This window comes from Kitasatospora sp. NPDC028055 (genome assembly GCF_040637885.1).
GTDB lineage: Bacteria > Actinomycetota > Actinomycetes > Streptomycetales > Streptomycetaceae > Kitasatospora.
The window spans coordinates 18,998-45,133 of the sequence record NZ_JBEZXE010000060.1 but is presented as its reverse complement, the minus strand read 5'-3'; the positions used below and the strand labels follow the sequence as shown (position 1 = coordinate 45,133).

23 protein-coding genes are annotated in these 26,136 nt (G+C 73.5%); 14 read left to right on the top strand and 9 right to left on the bottom strand.

Translation table 11 applies throughout. From position 1 onward, the window contains the following. Window positions 1-209 precede the first annotated feature (209 nt). From AB0F71_RS35590 to AB0F71_RS35565, 6 genes are all read left to right on the top strand, one after another. Entirely contained in the window at window positions 210-1,745 is a 1,536-nt protein-coding gene (locus AB0F71_RS35590) for a hypothetical protein (RefSeq protein ID WP_360243890.1), read from the top strand. A gap of 91 nt (window positions 1,746-1,836) precedes the next feature. Then, the gene (locus tag AB0F71_RS35585) at window positions 1,837-2,340 is read left to right on the top strand and encodes an N-acetyltransferase (protein ID WP_360243887.1); all 504 of its coding nucleotides are present in this window, start codon (window positions 1,837-1,839) and stop codon (window positions 2,338-2,340) included. Then, window positions 2,333-3,103 carry a class I SAM-dependent methyltransferase gene (locus AB0F71_RS35580; protein WP_360243884.1) on the top strand — a complete coding sequence of 257 codons (771 nt, stop codon included), beginning with the start codon at window positions 2,333-2,335 and terminating at the stop codon, window positions 3,101-3,103. Before AB0F71_RS35585 ends, AB0F71_RS35580 begins: the two co-directional genes overlap by 8 nt. An 88-nt stretch (window positions 3,104-3,191) precedes the next feature. Next, entirely contained in the window at window positions 3,192-3,935 is a 744-nt protein-coding gene (locus AB0F71_RS35575; RefSeq protein ID WP_360243881.1) for a class I SAM-dependent methyltransferase, read from the top strand. A gap of 160 nt (window positions 3,936-4,095) precedes the next feature. After that, window positions 4,096-4,509: a VOC family protein gene (locus tag AB0F71_RS35570; RefSeq protein ID WP_360243878.1), complete on the top strand. Its 414-nt coding sequence runs from the start codon at window positions 4,096-4,098 to the stop codon at window positions 4,507-4,509. Between the two features lie 122 nt (window positions 4,510-4,631). Then, complete coding sequence (locus AB0F71_RS35565) at window positions 4,632-6,992, top strand: excinuclease ABC subunit UvrA (RefSeq protein WP_360243875.1); 2,361 nt, start codon at window positions 4,632-4,634, stop codon at window positions 6,990-6,992. A 47-nt stretch (window positions 6,993-7,039) separates the two neighbouring features. On the opposite strand, the gene AB0F71_RS35560 is transcribed toward AB0F71_RS35565, so the two are convergent. From AB0F71_RS35560 to AB0F71_RS35550, 3 genes are all read right to left on the bottom strand, one after another. Beyond that, on the bottom strand, window positions 7,040-7,636 hold the full coding sequence (locus AB0F71_RS35560) for a GNAT family N-acetyltransferase (protein WP_360243872.1): 597 nt from the start codon (window positions 7,634-7,636) through the stop codon (window positions 7,040-7,042). A 76-nt stretch (window positions 7,637-7,712) separates the two neighbouring features. Next, window positions 7,713-9,590 (bottom strand): endonuclease/exonuclease/phosphatase family protein, encoded by a 1,878-nt coding sequence (locus AB0F71_RS35555; RefSeq protein WP_360243869.1) that lies wholly within the window; start codon window positions 9,588-9,590, stop codon window positions 7,713-7,715. A gap of 251 nt (window positions 9,591-9,841) precedes the next feature. Then, window positions 9,842-10,738 (bottom strand): Gfo/Idh/MocA family oxidoreductase, encoded by an 897-nt coding sequence (locus AB0F71_RS35550; protein ID WP_360243896.1) that lies wholly within the window; start codon window positions 10,736-10,738, stop codon window positions 9,842-9,844. Between the two features lie 304 nt (window positions 10,739-11,042). On the opposite strand from AB0F71_RS35550, the gene AB0F71_RS35545 reads away from it, so the two are divergent. Continuing rightward, entirely contained in the window at window positions 11,043-11,546 is a 504-nt protein-coding gene (locus AB0F71_RS35545; protein WP_360243866.1) for a hypothetical protein, read from the top strand. Between the two features lie 48 nt (window positions 11,547-11,594). Here the strand turns inward: AB0F71_RS35545 and AB0F71_RS35540 are convergent, their stop codons facing one another. After that, window positions 11,595-12,506 (bottom strand): LysR family transcriptional regulator, encoded by a 912-nt coding sequence (locus AB0F71_RS35540; RefSeq protein ID WP_360243863.1) that lies wholly within the window; start codon window positions 12,504-12,506, stop codon window positions 11,595-11,597. Window positions 12,507-12,731: 225 nt separating this feature from the next. On the opposite strand from AB0F71_RS35540, the gene AB0F71_RS35535 reads away from it, so the two are divergent. Further along, window positions 12,732-14,129, top strand: a complete 1,398-nt coding sequence (locus AB0F71_RS35535; protein WP_360243860.1) for a hypothetical protein — start codon at window positions 12,732-12,734, stop codon at window positions 14,127-14,129. 224 nt (window positions 14,130-14,353) lie between these two features. Here the strand turns inward: AB0F71_RS35535 and AB0F71_RS35530 are convergent, their stop codons facing one another. From AB0F71_RS35530 to tdh, 3 genes are all read right to left on the bottom strand, one after another. Continuing rightward, window positions 14,354-15,976, bottom strand: a complete 1,623-nt coding sequence (locus tag AB0F71_RS35530) for a CocE/NonD family hydrolase (RefSeq protein ID WP_360243857.1) — start codon at window positions 15,974-15,976, stop codon at window positions 14,354-14,356. Between the two features lie 402 nt (window positions 15,977-16,378). After that, window positions 16,379-17,572, bottom strand: coding sequence for a glycine C-acetyltransferase (locus AB0F71_RS35525; RefSeq protein WP_360243854.1), 1,194 nt, complete (start codon window positions 17,570-17,572; stop codon window positions 16,379-16,381). Window positions 17,573-17,601: 29 nt separating this feature from the next. Continuing rightward, complete coding sequence (gene tdh, locus AB0F71_RS35520) at window positions 17,602-18,630, bottom strand: L-threonine 3-dehydrogenase (protein WP_360243851.1); 1,029 nt, start codon at window positions 18,628-18,630, stop codon at window positions 17,602-17,604. A gap of 456 nt (window positions 18,631-19,086) precedes the next feature. Here tdh and AB0F71_RS35515 point away from each other — a divergent pair, with 456 nt between their 5' ends. Continuing rightward, window positions 19,087-20,484: a serine hydrolase domain-containing protein gene (locus tag AB0F71_RS35515; protein WP_360243848.1), complete on the top strand. Its 1,398-nt coding sequence runs from the start codon at window positions 19,087-19,089 to the stop codon at window positions 20,482-20,484. A 107-nt stretch (window positions 20,485-20,591) separates the two neighbouring features. On the opposite strand, the gene AB0F71_RS35510 is transcribed toward AB0F71_RS35515, so the two are convergent. After that, window positions 20,592-21,653, bottom strand: coding sequence for an ATP-dependent DNA ligase (locus AB0F71_RS35510; protein WP_360243845.1), 1,062 nt, complete (start codon window positions 21,651-21,653; stop codon window positions 20,592-20,594). Between the two features lie 66 nt (window positions 21,654-21,719). Between AB0F71_RS35510 and ligD the strand changes: the two genes are divergently transcribed. The 5 genes from ligD (at window position 21,720) to AB0F71_RS35485 (ending at window position 24,768) form a co-directional block, all read left to right on the top strand. Continuing rightward, window positions 21,720-22,733 (top strand): non-homologous end-joining DNA ligase, encoded by a 1,014-nt coding sequence (ligD, locus tag AB0F71_RS35505; RefSeq protein ID WP_360243842.1) that lies wholly within the window; start codon window positions 21,720-21,722, stop codon window positions 22,731-22,733. 44 nt (window positions 22,734-22,777) lie between these two features. Continuing rightward, window positions 22,778-23,380 carry a class I SAM-dependent methyltransferase gene (locus tag AB0F71_RS35500; protein WP_360243839.1) on the top strand — a complete coding sequence of 201 codons (603 nt, stop codon included), beginning with the start codon at window positions 22,778-22,780 and terminating at the stop codon, window positions 23,378-23,380. Window positions 23,381-23,418: 38 nt separating this feature from the next. Beyond that, entirely contained in the window at window positions 23,419-24,069 is a 651-nt protein-coding gene (locus AB0F71_RS35495; RefSeq protein ID WP_360243836.1) for a GNAT family N-acetyltransferase, read from the top strand. Between the two features lie 67 nt (window positions 24,070-24,136). After that, entirely contained in the window at window positions 24,137-24,394 is a 258-nt protein-coding gene (locus AB0F71_RS35490; protein ID WP_360243833.1) for a hypothetical protein, read from the top strand. Window positions 24,395-24,399: 5 nt separating this feature from the next. Continuing rightward, a complete protein-coding gene (locus tag AB0F71_RS35485; protein ID WP_360243893.1) occupies window positions 24,400-24,768 on the top strand; it encodes a hypothetical protein in 369 nt (122 codons plus the stop codon). Window positions 24,769-24,807: 39 nt separating this feature from the next. On the opposite strand, the gene AB0F71_RS35480 is transcribed toward AB0F71_RS35485, so the two are convergent. Then, window positions 24,808-26,043, bottom strand: a complete 1,236-nt coding sequence (locus AB0F71_RS35480; RefSeq protein WP_360243830.1) for an 8-amino-7-oxononanoate synthase — start codon at window positions 26,041-26,043, stop codon at window positions 24,808-24,810. Window positions 26,044-26,136 lie beyond the last annotated feature (93 nt).

The window sequence follows — 26,136 nt, the reverse complement described above, 5'->3', positions numbered from 1 at the left end:
CGGGGCGGCGTTGGGGTGCGTGCATCGCAAGGCGGAGGAGGGAGCCCAATGCAGCGCATTGGCGACCGACGACAACGCGGCGAGGTGCGTGCCCCAGCGTCGCCCCGCAGGCGGGGGTTTGAAGACGGGCCCTAGCACCGCCAGCACCGAGCCTCGACTGCGCGCCTTCTGCCGCATCGTGTGAAGCGCCGGAGTAGGGAGTCCTGATCGTGCCGTCCTTGCTGAACTACGCCATCCTCACCGATCCCACCACGCTCTCGGCGTCGCAGCCCGGGGCACCGTCCGTGGGAACGGTGTACGTGATCGTCTCCAACACCCACCAGTCCCAGGTGCGGTGGGATTTCATCGACGTGGAGATACCGGTCGGCAACGGCCCCGACGACCTGACGGGCGACCCCACGGCGATCAGCGCGAGCATCGAGAAGGACTACACCGTCAACCGGGAGCCGGAACCGGCGTTCGACTGGGACAAGACCCTCGGCCGCTTCCGGGCGCACGACCCCTCCGGGGGGAGGCTGACCCTGCCGGACGCGGAGTCGCTGGTCCTGAAACTGGAGAACATCCCGGTCTCCGACCTGGCGGGGCTGGTCCGGCTGAAGATCCACGAGCGCTCCGGCGGCGGCGACGACAACCTCCCCGTGCGGCGGGCGACCTTCACCACCACGCTCGGGCTGGTGAAGCAGGCGCCGAGGACCCCCCGCAACTTCCGCCCGGAGCGGACCTCTCTGGTCGACGTGGACGCGGGCCAGAACGTCGTGCTGGCGTGGGAGGGGCCGGACAACCTCGACTACTGGATCCGCGATCCGCGCGGGAACGAGGTGCTCGTCCAGTCGGCGGCCCAGGGACCGCAGGTGACCCAGCGGTCCTACAGCTGGTCACCCCCCGCCGCGCCGAGGCGGGGCACCACCTACACGCTCGTCGCCGGGACGACCACCGCCGCGCAGCAGCACCAGGGGTACTTCCTCACCACCACGGTCCACTCGCTCGTCCCCGAGTACGACAGCGGGACGCGCACCCCGTGGGTCGAGCAGGCGCCGAGCAGGAGCCGGGTCGCCTTCTCCGCGACCGGGGTGGAGGTCCACGACGGGACCGGCGCCCCGGGATCCGTCCTGGCCGACCGGGTCGACGCGGACCGCGTGAACGCCAGGACGGTGCACGGCCGCGACGCCGGCGACGGATGGATCGACTTCCCGCAGGGCGGCGTGCACGTGCACAAGGAGGGCAAGCAGGCCCGGGGGACGGTCTGGGCCGACCGGGCCGACCTGAACGGCGTGAAGACCGCGTGGGTGCAGGGGCCGGACGACAGCGACGGGTGGATCGAGTTCCCGCCGAACGGGCTGAACGTGTTCCACGGCCAGGGAAGGGCCTGGGGGACGGTCTGGGCCGACCGGGCCGACCTGAACGGCGTGACCACGCACTGGGCGGAGGGACCGGACGGGAAGAAGAGCCGCATCGCCTTCACCGAAACGGGCGTGAAGATCACCGACCCCGAGAAGAAGCGGGGCACCGTGGTCGCCGGCGAGACCAACGTGCGCAGCGTGGTCACCCCCTGGGTGTCGGGGCCCCAGGCCGGAGCGGGATGGATCTCCTTCCCGAACGAGGGGGTGGACGTGCACCGGGACGGAGAGGTCTCCTTCGGGAGGATTCGCTACGCCTCCTACAAGGAATCGCAGACGGTGAACGACCGCCCCGTGCACCGCAGGCTGCCCCCGTACGAGTGGCCGCCGCCGAAGTCCGGGGAGTGAGGCGGGACTTGTGGACCAGGCCAGGCCCCGCCCTGGCCGCGGGTGATTATCCGCTGGGTTCGCGGTCGGTTCGCGGGATAGCCTCGGCGGCATGACCTGGCTTCCTGCTGACTTCGTCCACCCCGTCCATGTGCCGCTGCTGGACGGGGCGTACCACCTGCGACCGATCCGGGAGGCCGACGCGCCGATGGACTATCCGGCGGTGATGGGGTCGCGGGAGCGGCTGTTCGGGATGTTCGGGCCGGCCTGGGGGTGGCCGGCCGAGACGATGACGGCCGAGGCGAACCGGGTGGACCTGGCCCGGCACGAGCGGGAGATCGCCGCGCACCAGTCGTTCAACTACGTGCTGCTGGACGCGGCCGAGACGGCGGTGCGCGGGTGCGTGTACATCGATCCGCCGGAGCGGGTCGGGGCGGACGGGGAGATCGCCTGGTGGGTGGTGGACGAGCTGGTCGGCGGCGAGGTGGAGCGGGCGCTGGACGCGCTGGTGCCGCGGTGGATCGCCACGGAGTGGCCGTTCCGGCAGCCGCGGTTCCTGGGGCGCGACCTCGGCTGGGAGGAGTGGCTGGCCCTGCCGGAGGCTCCGGGTGCCTGAGCGCGCGCTGAGTTTCGGGACGGTGGCGGCGGCCTACGAGCGCTACCGGCCGGGGTATCCGGCAGAGCTCTTCGACCTGGTCGCGGAGTACGCGGCGGAGCAGGCGGGCGGGCCGGTGCGGACGGCGCTGGAGATCGGGGCCGGAACGGGCAAGGCCACCCGGCTGTTCGCCGGGCGCGGCGTCGCCGTGACCGCGACCGACCCGGACGCCGCCATGCTCGCCGAGCTGCGCCGGCACGCCCCGGGGAACGTCCGGACGGTGCGGGCCGCGTTCGAGGAGCTGCCGCCGGACGGCCCGTACGACCTGGTGTACGCGGCGGCGGCACTGCACTGGACCGACCCGGTGGGCCGGTGGCGGCGGGTGGCCGAACTGCTGCGCCCGGGCGGTGTGTTCGCCTGTTTCGGCGGCCCCGTCCAGCTGGCCGACCCCGAACTGGCGGAGGCCGTACGGGTGGTGCGGGCGCCGTTCCTGGCGAGCGATGACGTGCCGTCCCCGGACGGCACACCGCCGGAGCGGGCGTTGCAGTGGCCGGGCACCGAGCTGCACCGCTCCGAGTGGTTCGACCAGGTCCAACAGCTGGTGCTGCCAAGGATGTTGACGATGGCTGCGGCGGAGTACCTCGGCCATCTGTCGACGGTCTCGGCCTATCTGCTGCTGCCGGAGGACACCCGGGCGGAGGTGTTCCGCCGGATCCTGGCGGTGCTGCCGGAGCGGGTCGCACTGGAGGCGGACATCACCGTCCACCTCGCGCGGCGCCGCTGATTCGTGGCTTCCGCCAGTACGACGGCGCGTCAGGCTCCGCCAGACTTCCCAGCACAGCACAGGGCTGCGCACACGGGAGGACGACACGATGAGCGTGCAGCAGTACGACCTGATCGGTGAGGCGTTCGAGGGGTTCAAGGCACTGCCGCTGACCCGCTACGGCGAGGTGCCGAGCGTGCTCGGCCTGGTCGGGGACGTCCGTGGCAGGAGCGTCCTGGACCTCGCCTGCGGCACCGGCTTCTACAGCCGGGAGCTGCGCCGGCGCGGCGCGGCGGACGTGCTCGGGGTCGACATCTCCACCGAGATGGTCGCCGCCGCCCGGTCGTTCGAGGAGCGCGACCCGCTGGGGGTGCGCTACGAGGTCGGCGACGTGGCCGAACTACGGGAGCTGGAGCGGAAGTTCGACGTGGCGCTGGCGGTGCAGTGCCTCAACTACGCGGAGGACCGGGCCGCCCTGGACCGGATGTGTCGCACCATCCACCGCAGCCTGCTGCCGGGCGGGGAGCTCGTCGTCTTCGCCCAGAAGCCGGACTACGCCTTCGACTGCCTCACCCTGGAGCAGTACGGGTTCCGCTGCGAGCCGACCGGCGAGCAGGGTGAGATCGGACCGCGGGTGCGGGTCACCGCGCTCCTCGACCCCCGGCCGATCAGCATCCTCGGCACCGTCCCGCGCCGCGAGGTCTACGAGGAGGCGCTGCGGGCGGCCGGGTTCACCGGGCTGGAGTGGGTGCCGCTGCGGATCTCCGAGGAAGGCCTGCGCGAGTACGGCGAGGAGTTCTGGGCGGACGTGCTCGCCCACCCGCCGCTGGAGATGCTGCGCTGCCGCGCCTGAGCAGCCGCGCGACCGAGCCCGACGGCCCGGCCCCCGGACACCGGTCCGCACGGGGGTCGGGCCGTCGGGCCGTCGTGCTGTCCGGGCCGTCCGAATCCTCCGGGGAGGCGATCAGTTTTCGAGAAGCGCCCGCCCGGGGACCGCGCCTAGCGTTGCAGTCATGAACGACATCAGCATTCACTGGACCTTCCTCCCCCACACCGACCCGGAGGCCTCGCTGGCCTTCTACCGCGACCTGCTCGGCTTCGAGGTCCGCAAGGACGTCGGCGGCGGCCCGATGCGGTGGATCACCGTCGGGCCCGCCGACCAGCCCGACGTGTCGCTGGTGCTCGAGCCGCCGTTCGCGGACCCGGGCATCACCGAGGACGAGCGGCGTACCATCACCGAGATGATGGCCAAGGGGACGTACGCGCGGGTGGTGCTCGCCACCGCCGACCTGGACGCGGTGTTCGACCGGTTGAAGTCCGGCGGCGCCGAGCTCGTCCAGGAGCCGACCCTGCAGCCGTACGGCATCCGCGACTGCGCCTTCCGCGACCCGGCGGGCAACATGGTCCGCTTCAACGAAGTCCGCTGACCCCTCCCCGGGCCCGCCCCGGCCACGACCGGCCGGGGCGGGCCCGGGGCACCGACCGAAGAGCCCCGACGAGCCCCCGAAGAACCACCGAGAAGCCACAGAGACACGGAGCGAACAGAACGATGGCCGAGCCGCACGCCGCCGACAGCCACGACCTGATCCGCGTGCACGGGGCACGCGAGAACAACCTCAAGGACGTCAGCGTCGACATCCCCAAGCGCCGCCTGACGGTGTTCACCGGGGTGTCCGGCTCCGGCAAGAGCTCGCTCGTCTTCGACACCATCGCCGCCGAGTCCCAGCGGCTGATCAACGAGACCTACAGCGCCTTCGTCCAGGGCTTCATGCCGACCCTGGCCCGCCCCGAGGTGGACGTCCTGGAGGGCCTGACCACCGCGATCCTGGTCGACCAGCAGCGGATGGGCGCCGACCCGCGCTCCACCGTCGGCACCGCGACCGACGCCAACGCGATGCTGCGGATCCTGTTCAGCCGGCTGGGCACGCCGCACATCGGCTCCCCCAAGGCCTTCTCCTTCAACGTCCCGTCGATCAGCGGCGCCGGCGCGGTGACCGTGGAGCGCGGCGGCAAGACGGTCAAGGAGCGGCGCAGTTTCAGCATCACCGGCGGCATGTGCCCGCGCTGCGAGGGCCGGGGCAGCGTCTCCGACATCGACCTCACCCAGCTGTACGACGACAGCAAGTCGCTCACCGAGGGCGCGATCCTGATCCCCGGCTGGAAGCCGGACAGCTGGTGGACGGTCGGGGTCTACGCCAACTCGGGCTTCCTGGACGCGGACAAGCCGATCCGCAGGTACACCAAGAAGGAGCTCCAGGACTTCCTGTACCGGGAGCCCACCAAGGTCAAGGTCAACGGGGTCAACCTGACCTACGAGGGCCTGATCCCCAAGCTCCAGAAGTCCATGCTGTCCAAGGACAAGGAGGCGCTGCAGCCGCACATCCGGGCCTTCGTGGAGCGCGCCGTCACCTTCACCGCCTGCCCGGAGTGCGGGGGCACCCGGCTGAGCGAGGCCGCCCGCTCCTCGAAGATCGGCGGTGTCAGCATCGCCGACGCCTGCGCGATGCAGATCAGCGACCTCGCGGACTGGGTCCGGGCGCTGGACGAGCCCTCGGTGGCGCCGCTGCTCGACGCGCTGCGGCAGGCGCTGGACGCCTTCGTCGAGATCGGCCTCGGCTACCTCTCGCTGGACCGCCCCTCCGGCACCCTGTCGGGCGGCGAGGCGCAGCGGGTGAAGATGATCCGCCACCTGGGCTCCTCGCTCACGGACACCACGTACGTCTTCGACGAGCCCACCACCGGGCTGCACCCGCACGACATCAGCCGGATGAACGACCTGCTGCTGCGGCTGCGGGACAAGGGCAACACGGTGCTGGTGGTGGAGCACAAGCCGCAGACCATCGCGATCGCGGACCACGTGGTCGACCTCGGCCCCGGGGCGGGTGCGGCGGGCGGCTCGGTGTGCTTCGAGGGCAGCGTGGCCGGGCTGCGCCGGAGCGGCACCGTCACCGGCCGCCACCTGGCGGACCGGACGGCGCTGCGGGAGGAGGTCCGCAAGCCCACCGGCTCGCTGGCGATCCGCGGCGCGAACAGCCACAACCTGCGGAACGTGGACGTGGACGTCCCGCTCGGGGTGCTGACCGTGGTGACGGGGGTGGCGGGCTCGGGGAAGAGTTCGCTGATCCACGGCTCGATCCCGCCGAGCGAGGGCGTGGTCTCGGTCGACCAGGGGGCGATCAAGGGCTCCCGGCGCAGCAACCCGGCGACCTACACCGGGCTGCTGGAGCCGATCCGCAAGGCCTTCGCCAAGGCGAACGGCGTGAAGCCGGCCCTGTTCAGCGCCAACTCGGAGGGCGCCTGCCCGACCTGCAACGGCGCCGGCGTGGTCTACACCGACCTGGCGATGATGGCCGGGGTGGCCACCACCTGCGAGGACTGCGAGGGCAAGCGCTACCAGGCCGCGGTGCTGGAGTACCGGCTGGGCGGCCGGGACATCAGCGAGGTGCTGGCGATGTCGGTGACCGAGGCGGAGGAGTTCTTCGGCGACGGCGAGGCGAAGCTGCCGGCCGCGCACCGGATCCTGGAGCGGCTCGCCGACGTCGGCCTGGGCTACCTCAGCCTCGGGCAGCCGCTGACCACGCTGTCCGGCGGCGAGCGGCAGCGGTTGAAGCTGGCCACCCACATGGCGGACAAGGGCGGGGTCTACGTCCTGGACGAGCCGACCACCGGGCTGCACCTGGCGGACGTCGAGCAGCTGCTCGGGCTGCTGGACCGGCTGGTGGACTCCGGCAAGTCGGTGATCGTGATCGAGCACCACCTGGCGGTGATGGCGCACGCCGACTGGATCATCGACCTCGGGCCGGGCGCCGGGCACGACGGCGGCCGGGTGGTCTTCGAGGGCACCCCGGCCGAGCTGGTCGCGGCCCGCTCGACGCTGACCGGCGAGCACCTCGCGGAGTACGTGAAGTGAACCGCCGGGTGGTCCGGTAGGGCGTGTCCTGTGGATCAGGCGGCGCCCTACCCCAGCGGGAGGACCATCTCCAGGATCCGGGCCCGCTCGTCCAGCACGTACGGCGTCTCGCCGCCGGTGTAGGTGAAGCCGCGCCGCCGGTAGAAGGCGGCGGCGCGGTCGTTCGCCTCGTGGACGCCGAGCAGCATCCACTCGGCGCCGCCCTCCCGGGCCCAGGCGATCACCGCGTCCAGCAGGGCGTCGGCGACGCCGCGCTCGCGGCCGCGGTGCGCCGGGTCGACCCAGACGCCGATCAGGTCGACGGTGGCGGTCTTGCGGCTGGGGATCGAGAGCATGGTGGCGACCCACCGGTCGTCCGCGTCCACGGCGACCAGGCCGATCCGGCCGGGCTCGTTCAGCCAGTCCGTGCGGGCCCGCCAGTTGCCCTCGCCCTGGAGCAGCGCGTACGCGTGGGTCTCGCCGAAGGCCAGTGGGGTGTCGAGGAGTTGGGCCAGCCGGATGGTGCGCAGCCGCTCCCAGTCGTCCGGTCCGATCCGCTCGATCCGATACTCCGGGCGGGCCGTGGCCTCCGCACCCGCCGAACCTGCCGCACCCGCCGGGCCTACCGTGCCTTCCGCACCTGCCGCGTCCGCCGTACCCGCCATGCCCGCCCCCGTCACACGATGCCGCCTCCGCCGCCGGCGGTCGCCGACGACGGAGGCAGGATAACCGCGGCTCGGGTCAGGGCTTGAGGCGGACCACCTGCGGGTCGTGGTCGCTGGCCTGCTGGGCGAACTCGGCGTTGATGTGCACCACGTCGTACTTGGCCTGGCCGAGCTCGGGGCTGACCAGGACGTGGTCGAGCACCTGGGAGTTGCCCTGGTAGACGTACGAGTACTGCTCGGTCTCCGGCAGCTCGTTCACCAGGTCGCGCAGCACGCCGCCCTTGGTGAGCGCGGCCAGCGCGGGCGAGAACTGGTAGTCGTTGAAGTCGCCGAGCGAGACGATCCTGGCCTGCTTGTCGGCGGCCAGCAGTCCGGCGACGAAGGCCTGCTCGACGGTGGCCTGCTGGACCCGCTGCACCTCGGAGCTGCGGGTCGGGGCCTGGAAGCGGCTGTCGATGCCCTGGTCGCCGCCCTTGCTGTTGAAGTGGTTGGCGATCACGAAGACCTTCTGGCCGCGGAAGACGAACTGGCCGACCAGCGGCTTGCGGCTGTTGGTCCAGGCGTCGTCGGTGGGCGCGATCCGGCCGGGCGAGGCGGTGAGCGCGGTGGCGGCGCCGGTGCCGGTGACGCCGACGGCGGTGGTGGCGCTGCCGCCGGGGATGTCGGTGAAGGAGACCCGCTGGGGGTTGAACAGGAAGACCTGGCGGATGTTGCCGCCGGGCTCGCCGCCGTCCTTGCCGTCCTGGGGGTCGACCGAGCGCCAGTCGTAGGCGGGGCCGCCGGCCGCCTTGATCGCGGCGAGGAACTTGGCGACGGTCTGGCTCGCGTCGACGGTGCCGTCGCTCTTGGCGCCGTTGTTGTCCTGGATCTCCTCCAGGGCGACGATGTCGGGCGAGCGCAGGTTGGTGACGACGCCCTGGGCGAGCTGGGCGAACTTGGCGTCCGGGTTGGTGGCGGCCAGGTTCTCCACGTTGTAGGTGGCGACGGTGAGTTCGCGCTCGCTCGCCTGCGGGGTGACCTCGCGCTGGAGGTGGTTGTCCTTGAGGGTGCCGAGGGTGCCGGCCACCAGGGTGTAGCCGCCGAAGGCGTTGTAGTCCAGCGGGCCGGTGGTGGTGCCGGTCAGCTCGTCGCCGACGTTGGCCACCGGGAAGGGCTGCTGGGTGACGGCGGCCTGCTGCTGCACCATCAGGCGGCCGACGTTGGGCTCGCGGTAGGACTCGTAGAGCACCCCGCCGCGCTTGCTGCGCTGGTCCTGCCGGTCGGCGGCGACCCAGAGCTCGTTGTACTTGTCGGTCGCCTGTATCACCCGGACGTCCTTGACCTGGACGAGCATGCCCTCCAGCGACTCGTAGAAGTCCAGGGTGTCCTTCTCCGGGTCGAGCCGCCCGGCGTCGATGCTGCCGTCGGGCCCGGCCGGCGGGGCGTAGCTGCCGGGGATGTCGCGGGTGTCCACCACCACGGGGGCGGGCAGCGGGTTGCCGGCGGAGAGCACGGTGACGGCGGGGCCGGTGAGCTCGGTGACGGACTGCGAGCCGCCGGAGTAGTTCGGGTAGTACTCGGTGACCTTGCCGCTGACCAGCACCGAGTCGCCGACCTTCACGGTCGGGTTTCCGCCGGTGAAGACGAAGATGCCCTCACTGGTGGTCGGGTCGGCGTCCGGGTTCGGGTCCTGCAGCCAGAATCCCTTGGAACTGCCGTACGCGCGCACGCCGGTGACGATTCCGGGCACGCCGGTGACCGGCTTTCCGGCCTGCGGGGAGACCCGGGTGGTGCCCTGGATGTCGTGGATCCGCAGCGGCCCGGCCTCGGTGGGCGCGGGCGGGGCGGCGGCCACGCCGGCCGCGACGGCGGACGGCAGCGGGACGAGCACCAGCGAGACGGCGAGTGCGGCCGGGGCGACGGCGGCGCGCAACAGGGCGGCTCTGCGGGGGCGGGGGGCGGGGGCGGTGGTCACCGGGGCATGGCTCCTAGCTCGGGCAGCGGACGCTACTCGCGTAGAAGGAAGGTGGGGAGAGAGCGGGGGACGGCTCCCGTTCCCCCGCGGCGCCCTCAAGATACGCGCGTAGAAAATGCCCCGACAAGACCTCGTCAATGAACTGTCGGTTCCGGCCCGGTGACCTGCGGAAGCGTCGATTCGGTTGTCTCCCAGGCTCCTTCCAGCCCGCTCCCAGCAATCCCCCGGTTCGACCGGGGCTCTGCCCGGCGCTACCCGATCCGTTCCACGATCAGCTCGCACAACTCGTGGGTGCGCAGCGCGTCGTGGGCGTCCAAGGTCTTCCCGGCCCGGACGGCGTCCAGGAAGCCCAGCACGCACTGCTCGATCCCGCGCTGACGGGCCACCGGCACCCAGTCGCCGCGCCGCCGGACGGTGGGCTGGCCGCGGTGGTCGATCACCTCGGCGAGGTTGCGCACCTCCCGCTTGGAGTCGCCCCCGGAGACCTCCAGCACCTCCTCGGTCGAGCCGGAGACCCGGTTCATGATGCCGAGCGCGGTGAAGCCCTCCCCGCCGAGCGTCAGCACCACGTGCTCCACCAGGCCCTCGCGGTCCTTGCGGGCCCGGACGTCCACCTGCTCGATCTCGCCCGGTACCAGGAACCGCAGGGTGTCCACCACGTGCACGAAGTCGTCGAAGACCAGCGACCGGGCGGCCTCGGGCAGGCCCTCGCGGTTCTTCTGCAGCACGATCAGGTCGCGCGGGCGCTCCAACGCCTGGGCGTAGCCGGGGGCGTGGCGCCGGTTGAAGCCGACCATCAGCGAGCGGCCGGTCCGGTCGGCGAGGTCGACCAGCCGACGGGCGCCGTCCACGGTGTAGTCGAGCGGCTTGTCCACGTACACGTCCACCCCGGCGCCCAGCAGCCGCTCGACGATCGGCACGTGCTGGTCGGTGGCCGCGTGCACGAAGGCGGCCCGGATGCCGCTGTCGATCAGCGCGTCCAGGTCGGTGAACCGGCTTGCGGCGTCGATCCGGTGGGCCTCCCCCAGCCGGTCCAGCTTGGCCCGGTCCCGGGTCATCAGGCGCAGGTCCAGCCCGGGCAGGGCGGTGATCACCGGCAGGTACGCCTTCTGCGCGATGTCGCCGAGGCCGATCACCCCGACCGGCAGCGGGCCGGCGGGGTCGGCGGGGACGACGGTCGAGGTCATGGGGGCTCCTGGAGTGCGGCCGGTCATGGTTCCCCGCCACCCTACGCGGTCCGCCGCACGGCGGTTCGGGCACGATCCCGGCCGCCGTCGCACAGGGTCGGGGGCACGGGGGCGGGCGGGGGCACGGGGGCGGGGCGGGGGTCGCCGTTGCGGGTCATGCCCGGGCGGGCATGGCGCGATAGCGGAATTGGTCTTGGCGGGGGCGGACCGGCCGGTCATAGCGTCGAGGGAGTTCGCAGCAGGGTTCTCTACGAAGGGGTCCACCATGGCCACCACCGCAAGCAGCAACAGGTACCTGACGGTCCGGAGGTTCGTCGCCGCCTCGCTGGCCACCGCCGCGATCGGCCTCGCCGCCGTGGGCAGCGCGGACGCCGACGCCCCGCGGCGGGGCCGGGTCGAGGTGCTCGAACTCCAGGTCCGGAACGACCAGTACGAGGCCCTGGACCTCGGCCCGGCCGGGCCGGGCCTGGGCGACCAGGACGTCTACTCCGGCGGCACCGTCCAGGACGGCCGCGAGGTCGGACGCGGCGGCGGCACCTGCCAGGTGGTCCAGATCCACGGTGCGGAGGTCACCAAGCACTGCCTGCTCACCATCGAGGTCCAGGGCGGCTCGCTGACGATGCAGTCGCTCTGGACGAACGGATCGGGCGCCCCGCTCGACATGGCGGTCACCGGCGGCACGGGCGCCTACGGCGGTGCGCGCGGCACGGCCCGGTTCTGGGAGATCGGTACGCCGAACGAGCGGGCCCGGGTCGAGATCCAGCGCTGATCCCCGGCGCCTGAGGCCCGGGCGTCAGGGCGTCAGGGCGTCAGGGCGTCAGGCGCCCGCGGCGGCGGCCTCGGCGAGGGAGTCGAGGACCGGGCGGAGCAGCGGGTGCCCGTCGGCGCCGGCCCGGACGGCGGCGAAGACCCGGCGGGTGGCGAGGTCGCTGTCGACCGGGCGGACCGCCACCCGGTCCAGGTCCACCCCGCGCAGCGCGGAGCGCGGCACCAGGGCGACGCCCGCGCCCACCGAGGCCAGGGCGACGACGGCGCGGAAGTCGTCGGAGGAGTGCAGCAGGCGCGGCTGGAAGCCGGCGTGCTCGCAGGCCAGCAGGACCACGTCGTGGCAGGGGTTGCCCGGGTAGGGGCCGATCCACGGCTCGTCCGCCAGCGCGGCCACCGCCAGCGGCCCGGCCTCGGCGGCCAGCGGGTGGGCCAGCGGCAGCACCGCCTCGAAGGGCTCGGCGTACAGCGGCACCCTGGTCAGCCGGGCGTCGTCGGCACGCGGGGCGCCGCGGTACTCGACGGCCACCGCGAGGTCGGCGCGGCCGTCCAGCACCATCGGGAGGCTGGCGTCGCCCTCGGCGTCCAGCACCTTGAGCCGCACCCCGGGGGCCCGGCCGGCCAGCAGGCCCATCGCCGGGGCGAGCACGTGCGAGATGCCGGTGGCGAAGGACGCGACGGTGACCTCGCCCGCGACGCCCGCGCTGTACGCGGCGAGGTCGGCCTCGGCCCGCTCCAGCTGGGCGAGCACCGCGTCGGCGTGGCCGAGCAGGATCTCCCCGGCGGCGGTCAGCCGCACACCCCGGCCCTCCCGGGCCAGCAGGTGGTGGCCGGTCTCCTGTTCCAGGGCGGCCAGCTGCTGGGAGACCGCGGAGGGGGTCAGGTAGAGGGCGGCCGCCGCGGCGGTCACGGTGCGGTGGTCCGCCACGGCCCGGAGGGTCCGCAGCCGTCGTGCGTCGATCACACGCCCAATTCTGCCAGCGCGGCGCGGCGGTCCGTCCGGGGTGCGGTTCCTGGTGCGGTTCCCGGGGCCGTTGGCGGGCTCCTTCCGGGGCAGTACCACCGGTGGCGTATTTCGGCGCGAGATCGTCTCGGCCCGTTGACCGCCCGGTCCGCCCGGCGCTTGGCTCGGGGACGGACCGGGCCGGGGACTCCGGGGCCCGGTACTCGTCATCAGGGGAGGATGTCCATGATCACCGCTCGTTCCCGCCGCCGGCTCGCCCGCGCCGGCTGCGTCCTGGTGGCCGCCCTCGCGGTCGGCGCCGTGACGCCCGCCGCCGAGGCCCGGCCGCCGAAGGGCGACACCGCCCGGGTCAGCGAGGGCTTCAAGGGGGAGCAGCTGAACGGCGCCTCGACCGGGCTCGGGCTGAGCGCGGACGGCCGTTCGGCGCTGTTCTCGTCGAGCGCGACCGACCTGCTGCCGTCCACCGGCACCCCGAACTCCGGCGAGGTCTACGTCCGCGACCTGCGCAACGGCCACCTCGAGCGGGTCAGCGTCGCCGACGACGGCTCGCAGCTGAACGCCCCCACCACGGACGCCTCGATCAGCGCCGACGGCCGGTTCGTGGCGTTCAGCACCGCCGCCACCAACGTCGTCCCCGGCCAGGCCAAGCACGCGAACGACGTGTTCGTCCGCGACCGCTGGACCGGGCACACCGAGCTGATCACCGGCGGCCTGCTCGCCACCGACGACGACGAGACCATCCGCAGCGCGGACAACCCCACGCTGAGCGCGGACGGCCGCTACGTCGCCTACGCCTCGAACCGCACCGACCTGACCACCGGCGTCCACCGCGGGAAGATCAACATCTATGTGACCGACCGCTGGACCCACACCACCCGGCTGGTCACCACCGGCCCCTCGGGCGGCACCGGCGGCACCGGCGCGGACAACCACTCCTACCGTCCGACGATCAGCGCGGACGGCCGCACGGTCGGCTTCGTCTCCCGGGCCTCAAACCTCACCGACCCCGCCCCGGGCACCCCCGCCGCTCCGGCGGCCGCCGACGCCGAGCTGGCGGGCCCGCGCTTCTACCCGTACTACGTCTGGTCCGCCGCCACCGGCCGGACCGTCGTCGCCAGTGTGGACACCACCGGCGCCGAGCGCGGCGTCGGCCTGATGGACGCCCGGCTCAGCCCCGACGGCCGCTACGCGCTGTACGGCATGCCGACCTACGGCGTCGACCCCCGCCCGGGCAGCCACGGCCTCCGGATGGACCTGTACGTCCACGACCTGGTCACCGGCACGGTCACCCTGGTCAACACCCCGCTGCCCGGCACCACGCCCACCGACGGCTCGTACGACCCGGCGATCACCGCCGACGGGCGCTGGGTCTACTTCGACTCCGCCGCGGACGACCTGGTCGCCGACGACACCAACCAGTCCTCCGACGTGTTCCGCCGCGACCTGTGGACCGGCCGGATCGAGCGGGTCAGCCTCGCCTCGGACGGCTCCCAGAGCACCGCCGCCGCGCAGAACCCGTACGTCGACGCCGAGGGCGGCACGGTGCTGTTCGACGCCGAGGACGGCAATCTGGTGCCGGGCGACGCCAACACCGTCACGGACGTGTTCCGCCGCCGCCTCTGAGCCGCACCCGGCCACCACACCCGCCACCGCACCCGGCCAGCCCATCCGGCCGCCCTGCGCCCGATTACGTCTGTTGACGTATTTTCCGTCCGGATTCATCTCAGCTGTTGACCCCGGGGGTCGCCCACGGCTTGGCTCGTCCCCGGACCGACCGCCCGGGGGGGGCCTGTCCGACCCGCCGCCGCCCCGCCCTCCGACTGCGGGAGGGCGGGGCGGCGCCGGGCTCAGCGGACGGGCAGCGAGACGTCCGCCGGACCGAAGGTCACCGTGCTGCCCGCCGGTGTCTCGCCGCCGTACAGGCCGTCCCGGGTGCCGAGCACCAGCGCGAGCCGGTGGCCGGCCGGGAGGTCGTACGCGGTGGGGAACAGCGTGACGTCCAGCGGGAAGGACTGCCCGGCCGGCCGGCCGGACCAGCTCTGCGGGGCGTGCGCGATCAGCCGCCCGGCGCCGAGCGCGTCCACGTCGTAGAGGTACGCGACGGTGGTGCCCTGCGGCGCCGAGCTGGTCACGGTGGTGTGCACCCGGACGGCCCCGCGCACGGCGAGGCCCTGCCCGTACGGCTCCGACTGCCGGACGGCTGCCGCCCCGCGGTCCAGCAGCGGCACCAGGACGGTCGGCGGCTGGTGCAGCCACTGGTCGACCAGTCCGGAGAGCAGCACCGTGCCGCCGCTCGCACCGGACGGCCGGTCGCCGCGGACGGTGGCGGTGCCGGCGAGGTCCAGCCGCTCGGTGCGGGAGGCGACCGAGTCCCAGTCCGGGTACGCCTCGTGGGCACCGCCCGGGCGGACCTCCAGGTCGACGCCCGGCGGCAGGCCCGCGCCCGCCACGCCCTTGAGGTGCTGGTCGAGCCAGCCGCGGGCGTCGTCCCAGGTGGCGTTGGAGAAGCCGAGCAGGCCGGTGAACTCCTGGCTGGCGTGGTCGCCGGGCCGCAGTTCGAGGCGCTTGGGGACGGTCAGCCGACGGTAGAAGTCGGTCATCTGGCCGGGGTTGAAGAAGCTGTCGCTCCAGCCGTTGGCGAGGTAGACGGCGGCGCCGTTGGCGTTGATCCGGTCCAGGTAGGCGGCGGGCGAGCGGAGCTTCGCCCAGGCGATCACGTCGGGCAGGTCGTGGTCGCCGAACAGGTCGTCCAGGGCGGTCGCGAACTCCGGGCTCTTGCGGCCGGTCAGGCCCTCGATCCGGGCCAGCCTGGTGGCGGCGGCGGTGTGCCGGGTCTGCCCGCTGTACAGCGCGTCGGTCAGGTCGGCCCAGCCGCTGAGCGAGGCGACGGCCTTGATCCGCGGGTCGAACGCGGCGCCGAGGAGGGTGAGTCCGCCGCCGAGCGACAGGCCGATCATGCCGACCCGGTCCGGGTCCGCCGGGGTGTGGGCGAGGGCCCAGTCGATCACCATCGAGATGTCGGCGACGTCCTTGGGCCCGGCGACGTCCACCTCCCCGCCCGAGCCCCAGAACCCGCGCACGGTGTACGTCACGACGACGTACCCGGCGGCGGCGAACCGGTGCCCCTGGGCGACGTACTCCAGGTCGTTCTGCCCCCAGCTCGCGGGCTGCACCACCACCGGGTAGCGGCCCCTGGCGTCGGCGCCCGGGGTCCCGGCGGGCGGGGTGAAGACGTCGGCCTTGAGCACGATGCCGTCCCGGGCGGTGATGTCCGCCAGCCGGAAGCCGCCGAACGCCGACGCGGCGGCCGGCACGTCGGCCGGCACCTCGGCCGGCGCGGCGGCGGACCCGGACACGGGTACGGCGGCGGCGGGCTGTGCCACCGCGCCCGTTGCGAGCCCGAGCCAGAGCGCCAGGGCGAGGGCGGCGCTCGCCGCCCTGTGTCCGCCGGTTCGGTGGGGTCGTGCCATCACGCGCTGCTCCCTCGGTCCACTTGATGTGATCACGACGAGCCTAGTGATCGAACCCGGCCTCGAAGGAGATGATGATCAGCCAAATTACTGGCCGGTAACGTGAGCTGGCGGCGGAACCGCGAACGGGGGTGGGACACCGGTGCGGGCCGGTGTCCCACCCCCGAGGCGGGAGGGTGGGGCAGTTGGTCTTCGGGCCGCGCGGCGGTGGCGGGAAATCGATTCACCACCACCGCAGGGCGGTTGTGAGCCCGCGGGGACGGGCCGGTTCCGAGCGGCTCGGCCCCGCGGGCAGCTTGCGGGGGTCAACCCCCGTGCGGGTCAACCCTCCTGGGGGTCGGCCCTGCCGGGAGTCACCCTCTCGTGGAGGTCAACCCACGTGGGGGTCAACCCACGTGGGCGTCAGCCCTCCAGCGCGGCGCGGGCGTCCACGAAGGCGGCGACGGCGCGCTCCACGTCCTCGGTGGAGTGGGCCGCGGAGAGCTGCACCCGGATCCGGGCCTGGCCGTGCGGGACCACCGGGTACGAGAAGCCGATCACGTACACGCCGCGCTCCAGCAGGAGTTCGGCCAGGCGGCCGGCCTTCGCCGCGTCGCCGATCATCACCGGGGCGATCGGGTGGTCGCCCGGCAGGATCTCGAACCCGGCCTCGGTCATCTTCGAGCGGAACAGCGCGGTGTTGGCCGCCAGCCGCTCGCGCAGCTCGTTGGACTGCTCGACCAGGTCGAGCACCTTCAACGAGGCGGCCGCGATCACCGGGGCCAGCGAGTTGGAGAACAGGTACGGGCGGGAGCGCTGGCGCAGCAGGGCGACGATCTCCCGGCGGGCGGCGACGTAGCCGCCGGAGGCGCCGCCGAGCGCCTTGCCCAGGGTGCCGGTGATGATGTCCACCCGGTCCATCACGCCGTGCAGTTCGGGGGTGCCGCGGCCGCCGGCGCCGACGAAGCCGACGGCGTGCGAGTCGTCGACCATGACCATGGCGTCGTAGCGGTCGGCCAGGTCGCAGATCTCGCGCAGCGGGGCGACGTAGCCGTCCATGGAGAAGACGCCGTCGGTGACGATCAGGCGGCGGCGGGCGTCCTGGGTCTCCTTGAGCTGCTGCTCCAGGTCGGCCAGGTCGCGGTTGGCGTAGCGGTGGCGGCGGGCCTTGCTGAGCCGGATGCCGTCGATGATGCTGGCGTGGTTGAGCGCGTCGGAGATGACGGCGTCGCGGTCGTCCAGCAGGGTCTCGAACACGCCGCCGTTGGCGTCGAAGCACGAGGAGTAGAGGATGGTGTCCTCCTGGCCGAGGAAGGCCGAGAGGCGGTTCTCCAGCTCCTTGTGCACGTCCTGGGTGCCGCAGATGAAGCGGACCGAGGCCATGCCGTAGCCCCAGCGGTCCAGGGCGTCCTTGGCCGCGGCGAGCACCTCGGGGTGGTCGGCCAGGCCGAGGTAGTTGTTGGCGCAGAAGTTCAGCACCTCGCCGGGGCGGCCGCCGGAGGTGACGGTGACCTCGGCGCTCTGCGGGCTGCCGATCACCCGCTCCGGCTTGAACAGGCCGGCCTCACGGATCTCGTCGAGGGTGGTGGCGATGTCGGCGCGCACGTTGTCGAACACAACAGGCTCCTTTGGCGTCAGCGGGGTGCTCAGGCGGTCCAGTCGAGGATGATCTTGCCGCAGTTGCCGCTCGCGGCGTCGTCGAAGGCGGCCTCGAAGTCGGTGGCGGCGTAGCGGCCGGTGATCACCGGGCTGAGGTCCAGGCCGCCCTCCAGCAGCACCGACATCGCGTACCAGGTCTCGAACATCTCGCGGCCGTAGATGCCCTTGATGGTGATCATCGAGGTGACGATCGAGGCCCAGTCCACCGCGAAGTCCTCGGCCGGCAGGCCCAGCATGGCGATCTTGCCGCCGTGGGTCATGTTGGCGATCATCGACTGCATCGCCTCGGGGCGGCCGGACATCTCCAGGCCGACGTCGAAGCCCTCGCGCAGGCCCAGCTTCTGCTGGCCCTCCTCGATGGTGTGCTCGGCGACGTTCAGCGCCAGCGTCACGCCGACCTGGCGGGCCAGGTCGAGCCGGTACGGGGAGACGTCGGTGATCATCACGTTGCGGGCGCCGGCGTGCTTGGCGACGGCGGCCGCCATGATGCCGATCGGGCCGGCGCCGGTGACCAGCACGTCCTCGCCGACCAGCGGGAAGGACAGCGCGGTGTGCACGGCGTTGCCGAAGGGGTCGAAGATCGCGGCCACGTCGAGGTCGACCGGCACCCGGTGCACCCAGACGTTGGAGGCGGGCAGCGCCACGTACTCGGCGAAGGCGCCGTCCCGGTTCACGCCCAGGCCGACGGTGTTGCGGCACAGGTGGCGGCGGCCGGCCAGGCAGTTGCGGCACTTGCCGCAGACCAGGTGGCCCTCGCCGCTGACCAGGTCGCCGATCGCGATGTCCGCGACGCCGGCGCCGATCTCGGCGACCTCGCCGACGAACTCGTGGCCGAGCACCAGCGGGGTCCTGATCGTCTGCTGCGCCCAGCCGTCCCACTTGCGGATGTGCAGGTCGGTGCCGCAGATGCCGGTGCGCAGCACCTTGATCAGCACCTCGCCGGGGCCGATCTCGGGCTTCGGGACGTCGATCATCCAGAGGCCGGGCTCGGCGTGCTGCTTGACGAGTGCCTTCACGGGAGACGGCTCCTGACGTGCTGATCGGGGACGGCCTTCGAGGGTCGGGCAGGCCGGGGGCTCGGTTCGGCCGCTCCTGACGGGCACGCTCCGGCAGGCAGAAATCTGCCTGGTGGGAGGGGGTGCGGTCCATCGAGGAATTCTTAAGGACGGCCACAGCTGGGCTAAACGATCGTGCCCGAGCTGGGCCCGGGGGCGGGTGCGGCATGCCGGTGCTCACCCGTCCGGCCGAGCGCGCGGCGCCGTTGACGACACCAACCGGCCGTACTGCCGCGGTACTTGACAACGATCCGCCAGCGGGAACGGGCCACTCGGGTGGGCTTGGGTCCGTTCGGGCCAGCCCGGCCGCCACCGGCGCGCGGGTGTTCGAGCGCGGTGCTTACGGTGGCGACGCTCCCCCACGGCCCCGTGGAGCAGCGCTCCGGGGCCCTTCGCCGCAGAGAGGCGCCCCACTCCATGACCAACACCCGACGGCCCCGCCCGGCCGCTCCCCGTTCCGCCCGGCTGGCCGCCGGCGCCGCCCTCGCGCTGGCCGGCCTGCTGACCGCCACCGCCTGCTCCGGAGGGTCGACGACCGCCCGACAGGCCGCCGAGCCGGCGGTCACCGCCGAACCGGCCGCGCTCAGCCCGTCCCCGGGGTACTCCTCCCCGGGCACCCCCTCGGGGAGCGCCTCCTCGAACGCGGTGGTGCAGCTGACCCCGGCCGTCGGCGCCAAGCTGGACGCCGCGATCCAGTCGGTGCTCAAGCAGAACTCGGTGCCCGGCATCTCGGTCGGGATCATCACCCCGGGCGGCACGTACCAGAAGTCCTTCGGCGTCTCCGACAAGACCGCCAACACGCCGATGGACGCGGGGCTGTTCACCCGCATCGGCAGCGAGAGCAAGACCTTCACCGCGACCGCCGTGCTGCGCCTGGTCGACCAGGGCAAGGTGGCGCTGGACGACCCGATCTCCAAGTACGTGGACGGCGTCCCCGGCGGCGACGGGATCACCGTCCGCCAGCTCGGCGAGATGCGCAGCGGCCTGTTCCCGTACAGCTCCGACCCGGACTTCGTGAACACGCTGATCAGCGACCCGAACCACGTGTTCACCCCGGACCAGCTGCTCGCCTACGGCTACAAGCACCCCGCCGTGTTCCCGCCCGGCCAGCGGTTCCAGTACAGCAACAGCAACTACATCATCCTGGGCAAGCTGATCGAGAAGCTCGGCGGGCAGAGCGCCGGCGACTTCCTCCAGTCCCAGGTGTTCACACCCGCCTCGCTGGCCAAGACGAGCTTCCCCACCGACGGGACGCTCCCCGACCCGCACGCCCACGGCTACACCAACCAGACGCCCAACGGGGACATCCAGGACGCCACCAACTGGAACCCGTCCTGGGCCTGGACGGCCGGGGCCGTCATCACCCAGCTCGCCGACCTGGAGAGCTGGGCCAAGACCGTGGCCACCGGCGCCATCATCAGCCCGGCCAGCCAGACCGAGCGGTTGAAGACCCTGCCCACCGGCGACCCGGGCGTCACCTACGGCTTCGGACTGTTCAACAACAACGGCTGGATCGGGCACAACGGCTCGATGCCGGGCTACGAGAGCGTCGCGGTGTACATGCCGGACGCCCAGGCCACCCTGGTGCTGCTGCTCAACACCGATGTGATCTCCCAGGGCCAGGAGCCGTCCACGCTGTTCGCCAACGCGATCACCAAGATCATCTCGCCGAACAACGTCTACGCGCTCCCGACCGAGACCGCCTCGCCGTCGGCCCCGGCCTCGGGCGGCGGCTCCGGCTCCCCCTCGGCCACCGGCACCGGCAGCGGCGCGCCCTCGCTCCCGGGCAACGCCCCCACCACCGTGCGGGCCTGACCGCGACACGGGCCCGACCGCGGCACGGGCCCGACCGCGGCACGCGGGCAGGACGCAGGCCCGACCCGGTGCGACCGGGTCGGGCCTGCTACGTCCATGACGCTGCGTCAGATCCCCAGCACCTTGCCGAGGTCGTACGAGACCGGCTCCTCCAACTGCGCGTAGGTGCAGCTCTCCGGAGTGCGGTCCGGCCGCCAGCGGCGGAACTGGGCGGTGTGCCGGAAGCGGCTGCCCTCCATGTGGTCGTACGCCACCTCGACCACCCGCTCGGGGCGCAGCGCGATCCAGGACAGGTCCTTGCCGCCGGTCCAGCGGCTGACCGCCCCCGGCAGCCGCCCCTCCGCGTGCGCGGACTCCTCCGCCCAGGCGCCCCAGGGGTGTTCGGCGAGGTCGTCCGTCCTCAGCGGGGCCAGCTCCTCGACCAGTTCGCGGCGGCGCGCCATCGAGAAGGCAGCGCACACCCCGACGTGCTGGAGCCGGCCCTCGTCGTCGTGGATGCCCAGCAACAGCGAGCCGACCACCGGGCCGCTCTTGTGCTCGCGGTAGCCGGCCACCACGCAGTCCGCGGTGCGCTCGTGCTTGATCTTGTACATGGTCCGCTCGCCCGGCCGGTACGGCTGGTCCAGCGGCTTGGCCACCACCCCGTCCAGCCCGGCGCCCTCGAACTCGGCGAACCAGCTCTGCGCCAGCTCGGGGTCGGTCGAGGCCGGGGCGGTGAACACCGGGTCGGCGGCCCACGCGAGCGCCGCCTCCAGGGCCGGGCGGCGCACCGACAGCGGCTCGTCCAGCAGCGAGTCGTCACCGAGGGCGAGCAGGTCGAAGGCCACGAAGGAGGCGGGCGTCCGCTCCGCGAGCAGCTTCACCCGGCTCGCCGCCGGGTGGATCCGCTCCAGCAGCTCCTCGAAGCGCAGCCGCCCCTCCCGGGCGATCACCACCTCGCCGTCCAGCACGCAACGCGGCGGCAGCTCCCGCCGGAAGGCCTCCACCAGCTCGGGGAAGTACCTGGTCAGCGGCTTGCCGGTGCGGCTGCCCAGCTCCACCTCGGCGCCGTCGCGGAACACGATGCTGCGGAAGCCGTCCCACTTGGCCTCGTACTGCATCCCCGTCGGGATCCTGGCCACCGACTTGGCGAGCATCGGGGCCACCGGCGGCATCACGGGCAGGTCCATGCGTCCCAGCCTGGCGCGGTTCGCCCCGGGGCGCGCGCCGGGCGCGGCGCCCTTAGCGTGAGAGGCATGGGCACAGCCGTCGAACTGGAAGTCGCCGGGCGCACCGTCCGGCTGTCCAACCCGGACAAGGTGTACTACCCCGAGCGCGGCTTCACCAAGCTGGACGTCGCCCAGTACTACCTGGCCGTCGCCGACGGGGTGCTGCACGGGCTGCGCGACCGGCCCACCACCCTCCAGCGCTTCCCCGACGGGGTCGACGGCGAGTTCTTCTACCAGAAGCGCGCCCCCAAGGGCCTGCCGGACTGGCTGCCCACCGCCCGGATCGAGTTCCCCAGCGGCCGCTCCGCCGACGAGATCTGCCCCACCGAACCGGCCGCCGTGCTGTGGGCCGCCAACCTGGGCTGCCTCACCTTCCACCCCTGGCCGGTCCGGCGCGGCGACACCGACCACGTCGACGAACTGCGCATCGACCTCGACCCGCAGCCCGGCACCGACTTCCACGACGCCGTCCGCGCCGCCCACGAACTGCGCGCCCTGCTGGAGGAGTACGGGCTGCGCGGCTGGCCCAAGTCCTCCGGCGGGCGCGGCCTGCACGTCTACGTCCCGTTGGTGCCCGAGTGGACCTTCACCGACGGGCGGCACGCTGTGATCGCGCTCGGCCGGGTGCTGGAACAGCGGATGCCGGGGAAGGTCACCACCGCCTGGTGGAAGGAGGAACGCGGCGAACGCATCTTCGTCGACTACAACCAGATGGCCCGCGACCGCACCATCGCCTCCGCCTACTCGCTGCGCGCCCGCCCCCGCGCCACCGCCTCCGCCCCGCTGCGCTGGGACGAACTCGACGATGCCGCCCCCGAGGACTTCGACCTGCGGACGGTGCCCGCCCGCTTCGCCGAACTCGGCGACCCCAACGCGGAGATGGCGGACCACGCGTACCGGCTGGACGGCCTGCTGGAGCTGTACGAGAAGCAGCTGCACGACGAGGGCCTCGGCGAACTCCCGTACCCGCCCGACCACCCCAAGGCCGCCGGCGAACCGACCCGGGTGCAGCCCAGCCGGGCCCGGAAGAAGGCCGTCTAGCCTCCTGGGCTCCTGGGCTCCTGGCCTCCTCGTAGTCTGACCGGATGCCCTTCGACCACAACGACCACTACCACCGGTCCGTGCTGCGCACCGTGCCGCCCGGCGCCCGCCGCGCCCTGGACGTCGGCTGCGGCACCGGCCGCTTCGCCCGGGCGCTCGCCCGCCGGGGCCTGGAGGTGGACGCCGTCGACCGGGACGAGGCCGTCCTCGCCGCCGCGCGCGGCTCCTCCGCCCCGGCCGCCGTCCACTACCGGCAGAGCGACCTCACCGCGCTCCAACTGCCGCCCGGCCACTACGACTTCATCTCCTGCCTGGCCAGCCTCCACCACCTGCCGCTGGACACCCTGGCCCGGCTGCGCGAGGCGCTCGCGCCCGGCGGGGTCCTGGTCGTGCTGGGCTGCTACCGCGAGACCACCCCCGGGGACCGGCTGATCAGCCTGGCCGCCGTCCCCGTGAACGCCCTCTGCCGCCTCGCCGTCCACCTGCGCGAACGCGGCGCACCACCACCGGCCGTCCGGGCGCCGATCGCGATGCCGCAGACCTCGCTCCCCGACATCCGGGCGTACGCCACCCGGCACCTGCCCGGCTTCCGGCTGCGGCGGCTGCTGTTCTGGCGGTACCTGCTGGTGTATCGCCGCCCGCGGTGATCAACTGGACCGGACAACTTTCCAGGGAGGGAACGGACATGGGTGCACGGGGGCTGGGGGAGATCCTGGCGGACGCGGCGGGCGGGGTGTTCCCGCCGCCGGACGGCTCGGTGACGGTGGTACCCCAGCCCTCGCCGCGCGAGGCCGGGGTGGTCTCCTTCGCCGCGCACGCCGTGGTCTTCACCGACCAGGACCCGGACTGGGTGCGCGCCGCCGTCGCCGCCGCCCCGGGCGACCCGCTGTCCGTCCCGCTCTGCCCGCCCTTCCTCAGCGCCTTCGCCGAGCGGACCGGGCGGACCGTCAACAACATCGACCTGCTCACCGTCGCCGACCGCCTCCCGGGCGGGCCGCCGCTGCCGCTCAGCCCGGTCGAGGACCGCGAACACCCGCGCGTGGTACGGGCGTTGCGCTACCGCGAGGACGTCCGAGTGTACGAGGCGGACGGCGGCGTGCTCATCCTGGGCCGGGGCGTGGCCGGCCGCTGGGAGACCGCCGTCGAGGTCGACCCGCACGCCCGGGGCCGGGGCCTCGGCCGCGCCCTCGCCACCGCCGCCCGCCACCTGCTGCCGGAGGGCGAGGTGGTCTGGGCCCAGCAGGCCCCCGGCAACGCCCCCAGCGTCCGCGCCTTCCAGGCCGCCGACTACCGGCCGGTCGGCGCCGAGGCCCTGCTGGTCCTCGGGCAGCCGTGACACGCCGACCCGCTTGGCGGGTACGGGTGCGTACCCGTACCCTGATGGCAACCGAAGGGAGCCTCCCATGGCCGATGCCAACGTTCGAATCCCCGTCGAAGCACGCGACAGACTCGCCGAGATCGCGGCCGCCGAGCACCTCTCGCTGCGCTCCTACCTCGCCCACCTCGCGGAGACCCTGCTCACCCCCGCCGAACGGGCCGAGCGGGCGGAACAGGCCCGCGCGGCCCTCAAGGCCTGGAACGGCTACGACCCGGACGCCGCCCACACCCGGCAACTGGACGCCGAACTCGACCGGCGCCTGGCCCAGGCGCAGATCCGGTGACCGAACTGCACGTCGTCCTCGACGACACCGCCATGGTCGCGGCCGGACGCGGCAACCTGCTGGCATCCCGTCTCATCCACCGCGCCCACGCCGAGGCGGGCTGGTACCTCTACGCACCCGCGTGCGCCCTGGTGGAGGCCGACCGCGCCCGGCCCGGCACCGCCGAGCACCTGGCGGCACTTCCTGGCGTCACCGTCCTCGATCTGGACCTCTCGGCCGCGTTGGCCGTGGCCGGTGACACCACCTGGGCCCAGGCCCACGCCCGCCACGCCGCCGCGCCCACCCCGGACCGTCCGTCCGGCGCGGTCGTCGCCACCACCGACCCCGCGCGGTGGGCCGGTCAGCCCGTACGGGTCATCGACCTCACGCCCTGATCGAACCCCGGGCCGCCGTCGACCCCGGCCGCCGGGCGGTCATGCGATCCGGGCGCCCGCCGGGGCGAGGTCGGCGATGGTGCGGACGGCGTCGGCGATCTGCTGGTCCGTGAGGTCCCCGCGGGCGGTCAGGCGCAGGCGGGAGATGCCGTCCGGGACGGACGGGGGCCGGAAGCAGCCCACGGCGAGGCCCGCGCGCAGGCAGTCGGCGGCCCAGGCGACGGCGGCCTCCGGGCCCGGGGCGCGGACCGAGACCACGGCCGCGTCGGGCTGGCAGGCGTGCAGGCCGGCGGCGGTGAGGCGGGCGGCGAGGGTGCGGGCGACCTCGCGGGCGCGCTCGGCGCGCTCCGGCTCGGCGCGCAGCAGGCGCAGCGCGGCGAGGGCGGCGCCGGCGGCGGCCGGGGCGAGGCCGGTGTCGAAGATGAAGGTGCGAGCCGTCTCGGTCAGGTGCCGGACGACCCGGCGCGGGCCGAGCACGGCGCCGCCCTGGGAGCCGAGCGACTTCGACAGGGTGACGGTGGCGACGGTGTCCGGCTGCCCGGCCAGCCCGGCGGCCGCCAGTGCGCCGCGCCCGCCGGGGCCGAGCACGCCCAGCCCGTGGGCGTCGTCCACCAGCAGGGCGGCCCCGCCGCTCCGGGCGGCCTCGGAGAGTGCGCGCAGCGGCGCCGCGTCGCCGTCCACCGAGAACACCGAGTCGCTGACCACCAGCGCCCGCCGCTGTTCCCGCGCGGCCAGCGCGTCGGCGACCGCGGCCGGGTCGCTGTGCGGGGCCCGGTGGACGTCGGCGCGGGCCAGCCGGCAGCCGTCGATCAGCGAGGCGTGGTTGTAGGCGTCGGAGACGATCAGGGTGTCCGGGTCGGTCAGCGCGGTGAGGGCGGCGAGGTTGGCCGTGTACCCGGAGGAGAACACCAGCGCGGCCTCGACCCCGCAGAACTCGGCGAGTTCGCGCTCCAGTTCGGTGTGCAGCGCGGTCGTCCCGGTCACCAGCCGGGACCCGGTCGACCCCCCGCCCCACCGCAGCGCGGCCTCCGCCGCGGCCCCGGTCACCGCCGGGTGCCTGGTCAGCCCCAGGTAGTCGTTGCCCGCGAGGTCCAGCACCGCGTCCTCCGCGCGCCGGCTGCGCAGCGTGCGGGTCAGCCCGGCGTCGGCGCGCAGCGCGGCGGCCTCGTCGAGCCAGTCGAAGACGTGCGCGGGGGCGGGCCCGGCGTCGGGCGCGGCGTCGAGCGCGTCGGGCGCGACAGCGGGGCGGGGCTGGGAGGCGAGGGGGAGGGCCATGTCCGGCACTCTGACACGCCCCGCGAACGGGGATCAATGTGCCACTCGGCACATGATCGGCGCGGCCCACTGGCCGGTCGTGACAACCGGGGC

What these genes read in the sequence shown, in the direction of transcription:
- AB0F71_RS35570 (WP_360243878.1), top strand. Translation starts at nt 4,096, where the DNA reads ATGAACGACATCAGCATTCACTGGACCTTCCTCCCCCACACCGACCCG.
- AB0F71_RS35510 (WP_360243845.1), bottom strand. Translation starts at nt 21,653, where the DNA reads ATGGACCTGCCCGTGATGCCGCCGGTGGCCCCGATGCTCGCCAAGTCG.
- AB0F71_RS35480 (WP_360243830.1), bottom strand. Translation starts at nt 26,043, where the DNA reads ATGGCCCTCCCCCTCGCCTCCCAGCCCCGCCCCGCTGTCGCGCCCGAC.
- AB0F71_RS35565 (WP_360243875.1), top strand. Translation starts at nt 4,632, where the DNA reads ATGGCCGAGCCGCACGCCGCCGACAGCCACGACCTGATCCGCGTGCAC.
- AB0F71_RS35560 (WP_360243872.1), bottom strand. Translation starts at nt 7,636, where the DNA reads ATGGCGGGTACGGCGGACGCGGCAGGTGCGGAAGGCACGGTAGGCCCG.
- AB0F71_RS35500 (WP_360243839.1), top strand. Translation starts at nt 22,778, where the DNA reads ATGCCCTTCGACCACAACGACCACTACCACCGGTCCGTGCTGCGCACC.
- AB0F71_RS35515 (WP_360243848.1), top strand. Translation starts at nt 19,087, where the DNA reads ATGACCAACACCCGACGGCCCCGCCCGGCCGCTCCCCGTTCCGCCCGG.
- AB0F71_RS35585 (WP_360243887.1), top strand. Translation starts at nt 1,837, where the DNA reads ATGACCTGGCTTCCTGCTGACTTCGTCCACCCCGTCCATGTGCCGCTG.
- AB0F71_RS35535 (WP_360243860.1), top strand. Translation starts at nt 12,732, where the DNA reads ATGATCACCGCTCGTTCCCGCCGCCGGCTCGCCCGCGCCGGCTGCGTC.
- AB0F71_RS35495 (WP_360243836.1), top strand. Translation starts at nt 23,419, where the DNA reads ATGGGTGCACGGGGGCTGGGGGAGATCCTGGCGGACGCGGCGGGCGGG.
- AB0F71_RS35575 (WP_360243881.1), top strand. Translation starts at nt 3,192, where the DNA reads ATGAGCGTGCAGCAGTACGACCTGATCGGTGAGGCGTTCGAGGGGTTC.
- AB0F71_RS35490 (WP_360243833.1), top strand. Translation starts at nt 24,137, where the DNA reads ATGGCCGATGCCAACGTTCGAATCCCCGTCGAAGCACGCGACAGACTC.
- AB0F71_RS35530 (WP_360243857.1), bottom strand. Translation starts at nt 15,976, where the DNA reads ATGGCACGACCCCACCGAACCGGCGGACACAGGGCGGCGAGCGCCGCC.
- AB0F71_RS35545 (WP_360243866.1), top strand. Translation starts at nt 11,043, where the DNA reads ATGGCCACCACCGCAAGCAGCAACAGGTACCTGACGGTCCGGAGGTTC.
- ligD (WP_360243842.1), top strand. Translation starts at nt 21,720, where the DNA reads ATGGGCACAGCCGTCGAACTGGAAGTCGCCGGGCGCACCGTCCGGCTG.